Genomic DNA, 14,069 nt, shown 5'->3' on the forward strand with positions numbered 1-14,069 from the left:
TCCTTTGTGGCGCCTCTCTACGCGACCACGTTAGGCACTTTTGATGCCGGTTCGAAGGGCCGTTCCACACCATCACTTTTGATGAAGTTCAAGCGTCGGCTCGAGTTGGTTTCACAAAGGAATCAATACCATGCAGCGAGCCCTACGTCCGTCGGCCTTGGTCCCTCGCGGGTTTAACGTGGAGAGCGCCGTCTGTGACGGCGCCGCGACCGTGATCACCATCCGTCCCACGAGCGGGACGAGCCTCTGTCCTGGATGCGGAGCCAGTTCTGGGCGGATCCATAGCCGATATCAGCGACGCCTCACCGATCTGCCGCTGGCGGGGCGGCCGGTTCGCCTGGTGATCGTGGCGCGCCGCTTCCGCTGCGTTACTGTTATGTGCGGTCGACGTATTTTCACCGAGCGTTTCGATGACGGCGCTCTGGCGCCGTGGGCGCGGCGAACGGCCCGGCTCGATCTGGTCGTCCATCACCTTGGGCTTGCCTTGGGTGGCCGCCCGGCCGCGAGTTTTGCCCGTAGACTTATGCTGCCCGTGAGCAACGATACGTTACTTCGGGTGGTTCGAAGGCGGGGCTGTCCGCCTATTGCTGCGCCGAGCGTGATCGGTATCGACGACTGGGCCTGGCGGCGCAATCAGCGGTACGGAACAATCATCTGCGACCTCGAGCGGCGACGACCAATCACTCTCTTACCCGACAGAGAGCCAGCCACTGCGCAAGCCTGGCTCGCGGGGCAGCCACAAATCGCTGTGGTCGCGCGCGACCGCGGCGGTGGATATGCCCTTGCTGTGGCCAAGGCACTCCCGCACGCTACCCAGGTCGCCGACCGTTGGCACCTCATGGAGAACGCCAGCCACGCCTTCCTCGATGCGGTTCGCAAATCTATGCGCCAGGTCCGCGTCGCGGTCGGCTCCGCCACCATAAATCCCGACTTGCTGACCGCCGCCGAGCGCATCCAGTATGAGGGCTATCTTCGGCGTGAGGACACCAACGCGGCAATCCTCAAACAGGCTGAGACGGGCGTCTCCATAAAGGAGATCGTACGGCTCACTGGACATAGTCGGGGTCTCGTCCGCAGGGTATTGCGAGGTCAGCGATCCGATGTGTTCAGGGTGCGCGAGAGCTCGCTCGAGCACTACCTGCCATGGCTGGATGTTCAGTGGGCCGCTGGCCATTGTAATGGCGCCGACCTTTGGCGTCGCCTCGAGGCGCAGGGATTTAGAGGCTCGGTGCGAGTCGTTGCCGAATGGGCGACACGCCGTCGGCGTGCCGAAACGCCCGATGCTCAGAACCTGCAGCGCGTACCATCCGCGAGAACGATCGCCCGCCTGATGACCAATGGCCGCGATACGCTATCAAAGTCAGAGACCGTCACCATTGCGGCGATTGAGCAGGGCGTTCCTCTCCTGGTGGAAGCTCGAGAGATCATAGCCGCTTTCCATGCGATGATCCGCAAGAAGGCTCACGGAGAGCTTGAACCATGGTTGGAACGAGCATGCGCAAGCCTCGTCATGTCTTTCGCGAACGGCGTCATCAAGGACAAGGCCGCCGTCAGCGCAGCGATCACGACCTCCTGGTCCAACGGACAGACCGAAGGCCAGATCACCAAGCTCAAACTGGTCAAGCGCCAAATGTACGGACGCGCCAAGCTCGACTTGCTGCAGGCTCGGCTAATCGGTGCCACATGACCCGTGTTGCACCAAAATTGCATCAGAGCCAATATTGCAAGCCGAATGACAGCTTGGCATACAGCGACATGCCCAACCCGTCATGCCAAAGAATCTTCACCAGATCACCGCGGCGGCCCCGGAAGATGTAGAGATCGCCGGCATGAGGATCGCGCCTCAAGCTCTCCTGAACCGTGAGAGCCAAGCTTTGCATGCCGCGACGCATGTCGGTGTGGCCGGTGGCGATCCAGACCCTGACGCCGCTTGGGATCGGGATCATCGTCGTCTCAAAACTTCAAAAACCCGCTGCAGCGTCTCGGTGTCTACGTCCCGGTCAACGCGCACGCGACAGCCGCCGCCAAACTCGATCTCGATGATTCCAGTCCTTGCGCGCTGCGCCGGCGGGGAAGAGGCCGGTTGTGGCGCGTCACTCGAGATCGGAGACGCCCGGCGTGATCTCGACGGGAACGAGAGCTGGCACGGAATCTCCGCCCAGCCGACCCTGGCGCGCTTGTCGACGCCACGTGAACAGCAGGCTGTGAGCCATCCCGTGCCGGCGCGCGACGCCGCAGACTGTCTCACCAGCCTGCAAGGTCTCTTCGACAAGGCGGACCTTCTCGTCGTAACTCCATCGCCGCCGACGTTCGGCGCCCAACACATTGACCTGCATTCGCCACGTGACCTTAAAGCTAGACTTAAGGTCAAATCCTCGGGCCGTCTCCCAAACTAAACAAGGCGGCCGCCGCCGGAGGGATACGCGCCAACTACTGGAACGACATAAGTAACGGGCGCTGCGGCGCTGCGCTTCCGACGTCATCTCGCCTATCCCAGGTGCCACAGAAGATGGGGGCGGCGATGCTTGCCATAGTGCCTGAGAAGGGCAACGAGGAGACAAGCGAATGCGGTATGGACTGAGTCTTCGAAGTCACTGGTTAGCCGGTTAGACGTCGGCAGCGTCCGAACCGCGCGAAGGTGCGTTCGACTACCCAATGCCTTGGCGAGAGCAAGGCCTTTGAGCTCCTGGGACCTGGGACGCTAGACGATCTCGATTGTACACGGCCCACGATGGACAGCGCGGTCGTAAGCTCCTTGGCGCCCCGAACCCAGTCGGCAAAAATAGGTTGGAGCCTTGGAAGAGGTTCTCGCAGGCGCTCCAGCCAGGAGAACAGTATCATGAATCCCGAACGTTTGCAGGATGGACATGCGCGGCCAGAAGAAGATCACTAGATCGGTGACGATGTGGCGGTTGCGCCCTTTGGAGGCGCTTTCCGGGATCGGAGCCACGAGGTCGACCGGCCTGCGTGTCTCTAGGCAACATCTTCGATCGAGTAGCCGACCACCGTCCCTTGGACGCCAAGCCGCATCCGTGTCCTTACGGGCACCTGCCGATACGCTTTTGCACGCGGATACGGCAGCTCTGGGACCGTTTTTCCTTTAGGATAGAGCGCCTGATGTTCAGCCCAATTGTCGAATGCCAAACGATCAACATTATCAACGAATGTTTCGGCTGGGGTATTCTCCGCAAGGATCAGAGAGTGATCGTCAAGCTCGACATGATAGTAGGTGAAAAACGTGGGCACATTGCTCTCGCGCACAATCGAACTGCCGTTTACCAGCGCACCTGCTTGGATAAGCGCGCCGTCGATTAGGATGGCGTGGTCGGGCGAAATCAGAAGATCCCGTGATGGCACATTTTCGCCAAGCGCGTTAGTCCTGATCCGAATCGGAAGAACCCTTAACGGATCTCCAAACACAGTCGATATCGTTTGCCGGCCCAACCAAGCAACCGGCACGACGCGCCCTTCCGTCGTGGACACCGGATCCCCTCGCTTCAGAGTCTCGACAGAAACCTCTCCCGAGGGTGTCCGGATCAGTGTACCCGCCATGAAGCAAATCGCGTACTTATTGTCGGCAAACTCCAGAAATTCAACGGAGTCATCGGATGTAGTATCATCTCCTTCCCAGTAGATCTGGTCAGTCCCATCTGGTGAGCCCAACCGAAGGTCTGTCACCGTGAAAAAATGAGTTCCGAAATTGTAGGTGATGGCATAGTCGGAACGATTGCCAGTAAAGTCAGCTCTATCGATGCCTGTTCCACCATGAATAACATCATTGCCGGCCGCGCCGTAGAGAATGTCAAAACCGCCGCCGCCACTGAGAGCGTCGTCTCCACTCCCGCCAGCCAGAATGTTGGCGAGATCGTCCCCCCTAATTACGTCGTCACCCGCCCCACCCGCGAAGTTCTCGATATTCGCGATTGTGTCGGACGTTGCGGGGCTATTACCAGATCCGAACACTACAGCCGGGGTTGCCCCATTCAGATTCACTGTTAGGGAAACCACATATCCCGAAAAGTCTACCCAGTTATTTCCTGCACCGCCATCGATCACGTCGCGTGAATTATCGACGGTCAGCACATAGAAATCGTCACCTGAGCTGCCGGTAAGCTTATCTCCGAATGTACCGCTTGTTATAGCAAATCCTTCAGATTGATTTGCAAGCGATAGGTCGACCGCGCCCAACGCTCCCACGGTGGAGAACTTTTCCACACCAATCAAGTTCGCGTCGGCCAAACCGCCCAACCAGTTCGAGGTCGACGTCAGCGCAATTGTATCGAAGCCATCTCCCAGATTAATGGTCAGCGATGCTGAAGCAATCAGTTGATCTAACTGATCGCCACTCAAAGTGAAGGCATCAAATCCTGACGTCCCGTTGACATTGACGACATCAATGCTTGTCAAATTAGGATTAGTGCCGCCCGAAATATCAACCGAGCCGCTGACATTCACATTAAGTACGTCGGTGTCGTACCCATGCCCCAAATCAATAGTTGAGAGGTACCCATATTGCTCAGCGGATATCGTTACTGAGTCGCTGCTGTCGCGCCTCGTCTGGACAATGCCCTGAATACCGTCGATATCAACGACCGATAGGTCGATTGTTTCATCGGGCGATCCAAGTTCGATCGTGTCGCCCCCCCCGTTTCCGACTATCACGTCACCGGCTTGCGCCGTACCGGTAGCAAAAACGAAGGTATCGTCCGAGGCCGATCCCGTTAGCGGTTCGGCATTTGTCGTCGCCACAAGCGTTGTCATTTAGGGTCTCGGGCTGGATGTTTTTAGATGCTATTTAATCGCTGATTTAAACACACCTTTATGTTTTTGTAAATTAGAAAAATTATTAAAAACATCGTTGTTTTCATCTGATAATGAGGAGCGTTATTATTAATAGATCAAGCAACTCGTGCTTTTGATCGCCCCCTAGCGTCCAGCGAATTCCATGGCGCTGGCGATAGCGGCTTTCTCACCGGTGATGCACAGTGCGGCGCCACTAGTAGGTTGATGGCATACGATACGCGGTCGCATGTTCTCGACCCGCGAACCAAGATTGGCGAAGATGCTCATCTGGTGCCTAGCTTTTTGATTTTATTTTTCGAAAGTACCACCTCGCATAAATCGAATATAATCAAGAAGGCGTTCGTGCATGCTACCCCAGGCGAATTGGCCGTACGGAACGACTTGCGTTTATCACTCAGATATTCTCGCGGTGGCCGCGACGGGGCTGGCGCGGAGCGCTCGGCATAGCGCAGCGCCAGATCCTGGCGCGGGTGACAGGTCATCGCGAACTCGGACGAGGTTCTCCATCCGAGCTGCGAATGTGGTCGTGTTCGCCCCACGGGCGGCGCACCGTCAGCTTCTCTTCCCGATAGAGCCGGAAGAGCTTTTTGTGGTCGATTAGATACCCCTCCCGCCTGAGCAGAACATGCAGCCGCCGATAGCCGACGGCGGCGCTCCGGGGCGATCGCTCTCATGCGCTGGCGAAGGCTGGCGTCATCAGCCTGGTTCTTCCGATATCTCATGGTCATCCGAAAGCAGCCGATGGCTTTACACGTCCCGCCGTTCGCTAATCCCATGGGCATCCACCAGATGAGCGACATCTTTCCGCTTCCCCGCGGGCGTCACCACTTCGTTCCCAAAACATCCTTCAGCGCCGCATTGTCCAACATGGCGTCTGCCAGAAACCGCTTCAGCCTCGTGTTCTCGTCCTCCAGCGACCGCAGTCGCTTGGCCTCCGACGTTCATCCCCGCCGAGTTCCGGTCGCCGATCTCTGCCGCAAGCCCCCTATAATGGTCCGCACGCACGTCTGCGCTCACCGGGGTTACTGGGGCGCGCAAGGTTGGGAGGTTGATCCATAACTTCTCACGATGGACCTGGCAACTCGCTTTCCGCGGAATGGCTTGAGGCAGCCCCGGCACCGCTGCTGCGACAAATTGGAGAGCCCTGCATGCTTGGCGCCGGCGCGCCAATCAAGTTCGAATATGCCATCCTTCGGGGCGGTTTCAGGACCTCCTTCGCTATCGCAATGAGACAAACGAGCGGTTTCGCGATCGTGTCCCCGGGCGTGGTGTGGCTGGTGTGTCACCTGCTTCACCGGAAGGAGCTCGCTCGGTCAGCTGGCGATAGCCGGAAGGCTGACGGTTGGATCATCGCTCATCGGCGCGATGGTTTCCAGCGTCATGTAGCGGGCACGCTGGACCGCCCACTCATCGTTCTGCTCGAGCAGCATCGCGCCGATGAGGCGGACGATGGCGTCCTCATTGGGGAAGATGCCAACGACCTCGGTGCGCCGCTTGATCTCGCCGTTGAGGCGCTCGATCGGGTTGGTCGAGTGCAGCTTGGTCCGATGCTGCTGCGGGAATGTCATGTAGGCGAGCACATCGGTCTCGGCCTCGTCGAGGAATCCCGCAAGCTTGGGCAGCTTGGGTCGGAGTTGGTCGGCGACCTTGCGCCACGGCCTCGGCATTGTCCTGGGCAAACGCGGTGGCGATGAAGGCGGAGACGACGCGCCGCCCGCTCTTGCCGGCATGCGCCAGCGCGTTGCGCATGAAGTGCACGCGGCAACGCTGCCAGTTGGCGTTGAGCACCTTGGCGACGGTGGCTTGATGCCCTCGTGAGCGTCGGAGACCACCAGCTCGACGCCGCGTAGCCCAGGGCGGGCAAGCTTGCGCAGGAACGCGGTCCGACCGTCTCAGCCTTGGAGGGCCCGACGTCATGCCGAGAACCTCGCGCCGGCCGTCGCTGTTGACGCCGACCGCGACGATCACCGCGACCGAGACGATGCGGCCATTCTGGCGCACCTTCACGTAGGTGGCGTCGATCCACAAATGCGGCCAGTCGCCCTCGATCGGCCGGGCGAGGAAGGCCTTCACCTTGTCGTCGATCTCGCCGCGCAGCCGGCTCACCCGGCTCTTGGAGATGCCGGTCATCCCCCTCGCCTGCACCAAGTCGTCCACCGAACAGGTCGAGACGCCCTGCACATAGGCTTCCTGCACCACGGCGGTCAGCGCCTTCTCGGCCATGCGGCGCGGCTCCAGGAAGCCCGGGAATTAGGAGCCCTTGCGCAGTTTGGGGATGCGCAGGTCGACCGCCCCGGCGCGGGTCTCCCAGATTCGGTCGCGGTAGCCGTTGCGCTGGGCCAGACGCTCGGGGGTCTTCTCGCCGTAGGCCGCCCCGGTCTGGCCTTCGACTTCGAGCTCCATCAGACGCTGGGCGGCAAAGCCGATCATCTCGCGCAGCAGATCGGCGTCCGGGGGTCTTCTCTACGAGCGTGCGCAGGTTCATCATATCGTCGGTCATCGGTGGGTCCTCGGTTGCGTGGGCGTGTCGCAACCCGGTCCTACCGGAGAACTACTGGTGACCACCGCAAAGCCGCCCGCCCGCTACGGCGCTATGTGGGAGAGCGCGTCCGGGCGGCTTTGCTCTACCGAGCTGCACCATCACTGGGGACACGACCGGTTTCGCCACTATGTGCGGTCTAGCATGCTGGGGGCTCGACCACGCTCCGCCACTACGGCGCCTTCAATGGCCACCGATCCTCGCCCCCGGGACTACTTTGTTGGGCCCGTCGATTCATCCCCCATCCGAAGATGGGGTTATATAGAAGAATTCATGTCGGAGCCCTCCCCACAGAGTCCTCACTTCCAAACGGGCGCCTCGCGCACAGGACCGCGCTTAACTCCTTCCGCCAACTCCATGGCCCGTCAAAGCTAAGCGGTTAAGCTGCCCAATGTCCGATCGGACGGCCTGCGGATGAGCTAGGTGAACCTTTTAATTCGCAAGTTAGACCCAAGAACTAGACCTAACAGGATCAGTTGCGGTGACAGAGGTGGATGTACCGGCGCAGGGCTTGGGGCGGCTGCCCGTAGCGGCAGTCGCAATGTGGTTGTTGCTTACGGCCATCGCCATGGTCGGCTGGCTTGGGGGGCTGGTCTGGTGCGCAATTCGACTTGTCGTTTGGCTCACCTCTTAGTTGGGCTGCCTCCAGATAGCCGTTGACGCGGCTTGGAACGTCAATCGCGAGCGTCTGCTCGCAACGCGCTTGGGCTGGCAGCCATCGAAAGGCCAACCGATTTCGCTACGCGCAACGCCGGGCGCCACGACCAATCCCTTTTCATTCGTGCACACGCCCGGCCAGCGAGGACCCCCCAGTCTACGAGCACACCCCCTTCAGCGGGTGGCGTATCAAACAAAGACCTAAGCGCCACATCTGTGCCTCGCCACGGCCTTGCCGCTGTTGCGCAATGACCGCTCTCATCTGGGCAAACCCACGTTTTTTTGATAGAGAGCCTCCAGCTGTGAACTGTCACCGCTAGACTGAGAAGAAACCCAATGCGCCCAAGCGAACTCTTTGCATGCCCCGTTGAGAATGAGTTTCGGAGTTGGCTGGCTCGATTCGCTTCGATTGAAGAACTCTTTCTATCTCGAGATCAACTTTACGCCAGGCTACACCAATCTCAGATTGAAGGAGTTATTGACGAACACGTGACCATAGAAGGGCCAGTACATATCGGTCCCGGTACTTGCGTCAAATCGGGAGCGGTCCTAATCGGACCTCTAATTATTGGTCCCAACTGCAGAATCGACCATGGTGCAAGAATATTCGGGCGAACGTTTATCGGGGCAGGCACTCGCGTCCGCGCTGGAGCACTCGTGGCCAGCTGCATTACCATAAATGATTGCATCTTGTCAGAAGGCTGTATCGTGCAGAACGCCGTTTTGGGGACCGGCGTGATTGTCCAGGCGGGGTGCCTTTTGGGCGAAGGAGGGGACGCGAACGAAGCACGCGCGGCATTCATCGGAGATGGCGCGCGCGTGGGGCTTGGAGCCGTGATCTGCTCCGGTGCAGTTGTTTTTCCGCGCACAACAATCCCTGGTGGATCAATCGTAGGTATCGTAAGCTATGATCCCATGTCTCAGCTCTGAGAGTTCGATCTGAGAATTGACTAGGCTTGCTCTCTTGAATGATAATCGCGATTCTGAGTTCGGCTCGGAATTTCATCATCAGAATCAACCGCATCCAAACATAGACTACATTATAGTGACGGCTGGCTGGGGGATCACGCTTCGTGCCGCAGGATCAGTGAGGGCAACCGCTTTAATCTATCTCTTCGTCAGGGCATCGCACACCAACCACGCATCTGTTACAGCTGAGCTGTTGCCATTTGAATGAACGCCAAGACTAGGTTTTCACCGGCGCCGGACGTGGGTGACGAAGGACGGAAGTTCCGTCGCGGGTGTCGAAGGCGTAACAGACCGTGCGTGAGATGATCTTGTCCAAGTGAACCAACGAGTTCGGGTCCGATCTGGAATTTATAGCACGTTTCAGCAGCGCGGCCCAAGTGACGCGCACAGCTTGGGCACCCACTCGTTACCACTGTTTGAGCGTGATGCTAACGACGCGACGCTACCCTGATTGAGGCATACCATCATCGGGAACATGAGCAGTTGTAGCCCACGATTTGAAGTTCCTGCAAAAAGCGATCCACGAACGGCGCCCAAATTCTAACGTCTTCCTGCGGGAAAAAAAGATGACCGCTTGCCGGCGATGCTGCTAGATCAGCAAAATAAACCGGGTAACGCGATTGCGCTCGATACTCGCGCAACATAGCCTGCACCAATTCTGGATCAAACGTCGTGTCGTTTTCTGCGTACAACCAGAGCTGAGGAAGCGAGTTACGCTTTCCGAGATCGCTCAACGCAGCAAGGAAGCTTCCCCGCCCATTGCATAGCTTGCCTTGAACAATTCTCCGCGCCACCTGCCAGCCATCGAACATCCCCCAGGAACCGGTGCCACCTGCAAAATTGATAATGCCACGGATTCCCGGATGAGCGTTTGCTGCGACGCTAAGAGATCCAAAGCCGCCATGAGAATGTCCAACAATGACAACGTTGTTCCGGTCAACCATGTTCTGCGCCACTAGGAAGTCAACAACTCCCTCGACATCGGCTGCCGTCTGCCTCGATGTCGCGAGATAGTCGAGATTTGCGCATGTCCCAACCATATCAGATTCGGCTCCCTCGGAATGTCCGTAGCCGCGACGAAGGGGAACTGCCACGATGAATCCATGGTCAACGAACCAATAAGCTGCTCTTTCAAAATCGGGTTTGATAAATCGAAGATCCGACCCTGGAGCCGGCTTACCGTGGTTAATCGTGACCAGCGGGAACGGCCCAACTCCCGGCGGAGAATAAACTATCGTTTCCAGCAAGACTTTATCCGAGGCACCACGAAACGAAGCTACAGGCACCCACCATAATTGCTGGTTATAGCGGCCCTCTGGCAACCCGACCGGCCCAGCGGTACGCTTCATGTTGTCGTTATCTACAGGGGGCTCGTGAGTGCGCACAAGCATCGAGGCCACGAAAACAATAAGCATCGCGGCAATTATGGACACGCCAACACGGGGCATGTTTAGTCTACCATGATAATGTGACAAGCGACCATCTCGTTAGCACGCGCAAACAAATTGCGACGGTTTGTGGCCGGAATTGACAGGTCAATGCAATCAACTAACAATTGCTTTCCTTGAAGCTTTCGGTATCAACTCGTAAACTCGAAAAGTACAGCTCGTTCCATTTCTCGGTATTTCAAAACTGAGTATTATAGTATATTATTTGACAAAGCGATGAGGGTAAATTGGCGATTTCTCACTTTCTGAGAAAACGACTGTTTGGCTTGAGGTGGCGCTGGGAGACCTTTCACAACAAGGTCTACGACTGGCGCCACGGAACGAAAACGCATCATGAGTGCTTTCTTAACACCCAAGGCGTGACGGACATTCAGGCACTGCAGGGCAACAACGTATACCGTCCATTTTGGCGCAGAGAGTTTTTCGACGCAATTGGTTCGTTGGATGTCGATTTAACTGAATATGTTTTCGTCGACATCGGATCGGGAAAAGGCAAGCTGCTCCTGCTGGCAACAGAATTTCCGTTTTCCGGCATCGTTGGCGTCGAATATGCGCCCGCACTGCACGATACAGCATTAAACAACATTGAAAACTACATGAAGGGTGCCAAGCCACGCCAAATCACCTGCGTCAATGCAGACGCGACGAGGTGGGAGCTGCCGACTAAACCAGCTATTTATTTTTTGTACAATCCTTTTGACCTTGAGACGACACGTGCTTTCTTCGAAAGACTTGACGAACACGTCGCTCGCACCGCTTCATCGACATTCTTGATTTACGGAAATCTCCGAGGAATAGCGGAGCGCGAGTCTGCTTTCGAATCGGCTCGCTCGTTTCGCCTCAAATGCAGGATGCCCCGTTTTATCACCTACGTAGCAAATCAGGGTAGATAAAGCGGCTGCCACCGTTGCAGGCTTCGAAGCAGATTTGCCGCGGCAACGGCGGTACATACGCGATAGGCGTATGGTCGCCGACCCAAGCGTAGAACGTGACTTTGCCCCCAAATTTTATCCAGTCCTGAGTTCGCCCGTGCCATTAGATTTGCCCGTTTAGGCGGTGGCCGCGACGGGGCTGGCGCGGAGCGCTCGGCATAGCGCAGCGCCAGATCCTGGCGCGGGTGACAGGTCATCGCGAACTCGGACGAGGTTCTCCATCCGAGCTGCGAATGTGGTCGTGTTCGCCCCACGGGCGGCGCACCGTCAGCTTCTCTTCCCGATAGAGCCGGAAGAGCTTTTTGTGGTCGATTAGATACCCCTCCCGCCTGAGCAGAACATGCAGCCGCCGATAGCCGACGGCGGCGCTCCGGGGCGATCGCTCTCATGCGCTGGCGAAGGCTGGCGTCATCAGCCTGGTTCTTCCGATATCTCATGGTCATCCGAAAGCAGCCGATGGCTTTACACGTCCCGCCGTTCGCTAATCCCATGGGCATCCACCAGATGAGCGACATCTTTCCGCTTCCCCGCGGGCGTCACCACTTCGTTCCCAAAACATCCTTCAGCGCCGCATTGTCCAACATGGCGTCTGCCAGAAACCGCTTCAGCCTCGTGTTCTCGTCCTCCAGCGACCGCAGTCGCTTGGCCTCCGACGTTCATCCCGCCAACCTGGCCTGTAGCGCGCGGCAATCTGAGTAGGAAGTGCGCGGCAATCAGAATGGCGAGGCAGTGTCGCGGCCTGATGATGGTTGCCGCGATGATAGTCGCGCGCAAGAGCTTTGTTGAACTCTGATTGACGCTGCCTTCCATCCTGATCGCCGCGCGACACTGCCGTCCATTTGTAGATGCTGGCGTCGCGGACACCATGCTTGCGGCAGAGATCGGCGACCGGAACCCCGGCTTCGTGCTGCCTCAAAATCCCGACGATCTACGAACTTCAAACTGGTTTAAGCCCGGGGGCAAAGTCAATCGGTACTGCTTGCTCGCGTGGCGGCCAACGACCGTCCACCCAACGGAGTTCGTCAACTGCGCGGTTCACGCAACCTGAGAGACGACGAGACTATCATTTGATTGTCGAGACTTCTGACCCTAGCGACATTATCTCCGTAGAAAGCCAACAGCTTGCTCGCTGCGTCAGGGTTTAAGCCGCCCTTGAAGCGTTAGAAGAAGCTTGTTCGGATATGCTCCAGGAATTCCACCTGCAAGCGGAGAGCAGTTCGCTGGCAGCTGTCGCATGCCATCCGAACTGCCGCTTTGCGTCATGAGAAACTGCCCGGCACGGGTTATGATCTCGGTTGAAGGTTGTTTTCGCCGGTGACGGGACGGAGAAAGGCGGAGTCGGCCGGAGGGCCGTCGCACGGCGGGTGGCGGCTTGATGAGCCCCCCTTCCATTTTGCACGGAGCCGGCAGCCGTCGCCGCGGATAGTCAGCACGTGGCTGTAGTGCAGGAGCCAGTCGGCTGCCGATCTAGGGGGCAATTACGCGAGGCAATGGCTGAGCATCCGTAAAAATTAAGGCGAGGCAATGCGGTGGTCTCACTTTCGTTGTCGCTGCACAGCAGGCATCCTGTTTAAGTCCATCGATGCCTTGAGGTGCGTCGTTGCATTGCGCTATGTAAAAGCGGAAGGGAGCCGAGCGAGCCATGAGCGCGCGTGCTAGACTGAAAGTCGTTAACGGTCACTTCCATCAGACTGCTTTGCGCAAGCGTAGTTATCTGTGTCGTCAAGACGCGTGAGAGGCGCTGAAATGAGGCGAACCTTGGGTTTGGGTATTGGACTACTCGCCTATGGCATTGTGGATGCACCGGCAATTAGCATCACACGCGGCGCTGGAAGTGATAAGACCTGTGGTTATTACCTGGCTACGATCGCAAAGAAGGGTCCGGAGAGTAACGTCTTGCAACACTGGGTCTTAGCATTTGTTACTGGTTGGATGGCCTATCACTCGTTTCGGGCCGACGATCCAACCGTATCGATGAGAAGTGACGACATTCTCAAGTCAATAAAATCAGACTGCGCCCTACACCCCGAAAATTTGCTCGTCGATGTGCTGACGGGCTTCGCTTATGCGGTGAGCACGGCAAAGGAACGATAGAGCGTCCAGTCGACCAGAGCGCTCGCGACCCGATCAACGGTTCAAACTCTCATCCATGGTTCAAGACACGCTGTTGTCGGTCGAAGAAATCAACAATCCCCGCCGGGAGCAATTGCACAGCGCACACCGTGAGCTCCATGGTTTGCAGGCCATCGATAGTTTCCGCATGCAAACGAGCAGAGGTGGATCGTTTCAATCATCGTCCGGAACTCTGCAGCACTGCTGCTGATGGAGGATCGGTGGCCGAAAAGCGTAAGGTATTCAATCGTAGAGTCGCCGCAGATAAACATCAGCCCCAAATCGTAAAACCGCAAAGCACCGAGTTACCTATGTGAGGCGGTGGGTGGCCTCGCTATGCGATGCCCAATTTTAATTTTCCGCAAGGGGAGCAGTTGCACGTTCCTTGCGACTCGGTTTTTCGTAGACTGCGCGAGCGCAACTGCTATCAGAACTGGCCCAAGTAGCGGGACGATCCAACCGTAGTGGAGCACCGCCAGATAGAGGATGGCAGCTGAGTACTCCTGCGCTGATCTACCGCGAGAAAGCTGTATGCGGATTCCGACGAAGTCGCCCAGGCGTACCGATATGAAGTCGCCCGTGGATTCCGAGACGATGTCGCCCACCTTT

9 protein-coding genes and 4 pseudogenes are annotated in these 14,069 nt (G+C 57.7%); 4 read left to right on the plus strand and 9 right to left on the minus strand.

Going from position 1 to position 14,069, the window contains the following annotated elements; all coding sequences use genetic code 11:
* Positions 1 to 130: 130 nt before the first annotated feature.
* Complete coding sequence (locus AC0L21_RS36865) at positions 131 to 1,687, plus strand: ISL3 family transposase (RefSeq protein WP_473266820.1); 1,557 nt, start codon at positions 131 to 133, stop codon at positions 1,685 to 1,687.
* Positions 1,688 to 1,709: 22 nt separating this feature from the next.
* On the opposite strand, the gene tnpB is transcribed toward AC0L21_RS36865, so the two are convergent.
* From tnpB to AC0L21_RS36895, 6 genes and pseudogenes are all read right to left on the minus strand, one after another.
* Entirely contained in the window at positions 1,710 to 1,946 is a 237-nt protein-coding gene (gene tnpB / locus AC0L21_RS36870) for an IS66 family insertion sequence element accessory protein TnpB (protein WP_473266824.1), read from the minus strand.
* 147 nt (positions 1,947 to 2,093) lie between these two features.
* Positions 2,094 to 2,336: an IS66-like element accessory protein TnpA gene (gene tnpA, locus AC0L21_RS36875; protein WP_473266826.1), complete on the minus strand. Its 243-nt coding sequence runs from the start codon at positions 2,334 to 2,336 to the stop codon at positions 2,094 to 2,096.
* Between the two features lie 152 nt (positions 2,337 to 2,488).
* Positions 2,489 to 2,969, minus strand: a pseudogene (locus tag AC0L21_RS36880) (transposase); the annotation flags it as partial.
* 4 nt (positions 2,970 to 2,973) lie between these two features.
* Entirely contained in the window at positions 2,974 to 4,761 is a 1,788-nt protein-coding gene (locus AC0L21_RS36885) for a Hint domain-containing protein (protein ID WP_473266829.1), read from the minus strand.
* A gap of 574 nt (positions 4,762 to 5,335) precedes the next feature.
* Positions 5,336 to 5,741 (minus strand): annotated as a pseudogene (locus AC0L21_RS36890) (IS3 family transposase); the annotation flags it as partial.
* Between the two features lie 375 nt (positions 5,742 to 6,116).
* Positions 6,117 to 7,233: pseudogene (locus AC0L21_RS36895) on the minus strand (transposase).
* 1,102 nt (positions 7,234 to 8,335) lie between these two features.
* On the opposite strand from AC0L21_RS36895, the gene AC0L21_RS36900 reads away from it, so the two are divergent.
* A complete protein-coding gene (locus AC0L21_RS36900) occupies positions 8,336 to 8,929 on the plus strand; it encodes a GlgC family sugar phosphate nucleotidyltransferase (protein WP_473266832.1) in 594 nt (197 codons plus the stop codon).
* A 503-nt stretch (positions 8,930 to 9,432) separates the two neighbouring features.
* Here AC0L21_RS36900 and AC0L21_RS36905 read toward each other — a convergent pair.
* On the minus strand, positions 9,433 to 10,443 hold the full coding sequence (locus AC0L21_RS36905; RefSeq protein WP_473266835.1) for an alpha/beta hydrolase family protein: 1,011 nt from the start codon (positions 10,441 to 10,443) through the stop codon (positions 9,433 to 9,435).
* Positions 10,444 to 10,643: 200 nt separating this feature from the next.
* On the opposite strand from AC0L21_RS36905, the gene AC0L21_RS36910 reads away from it, so the two are divergent.
* Positions 10,644 to 11,309, plus strand: a complete 666-nt coding sequence (locus AC0L21_RS36910; RefSeq protein ID WP_473266837.1) for a hypothetical protein — start codon at positions 10,644 to 10,646, stop codon at positions 11,307 to 11,309.
* A 286-nt stretch (positions 11,310 to 11,595) separates the two neighbouring features.
* On the opposite strand, the pseudogene AC0L21_RS36915 reads toward AC0L21_RS36910, so the two are convergent.
* Positions 11,596 to 12,004: pseudogene (locus tag AC0L21_RS36915) on the minus strand (IS3 family transposase); the annotation flags it as partial.
* Positions 11,953 to 12,276: a transposase gene (locus AC0L21_RS36920; RefSeq protein WP_473266841.1), complete on the minus strand. Its 324-nt coding sequence runs from the start codon at positions 12,274 to 12,276 to the stop codon at positions 11,953 to 11,955. The gene AC0L21_RS36920 and the pseudogene AC0L21_RS36915, both read right to left, overlap by 52 nt.
* Before the next feature lie 830 nt (positions 12,277 to 13,106).
* Here AC0L21_RS36920 and AC0L21_RS36925 point away from each other — a divergent pair.
* Positions 13,107 to 13,442, plus strand: a complete 336-nt coding sequence (locus tag AC0L21_RS36925) for a hypothetical protein (protein WP_473266839.1) — start codon at positions 13,107 to 13,109, stop codon at positions 13,440 to 13,442.
* The last annotated feature ends 627 nt before the right edge of the window (positions 13,443 to 14,069 follow it).

Source organism: Bradyrhizobium sp. WSM4873, assembly GCF_055811355.1.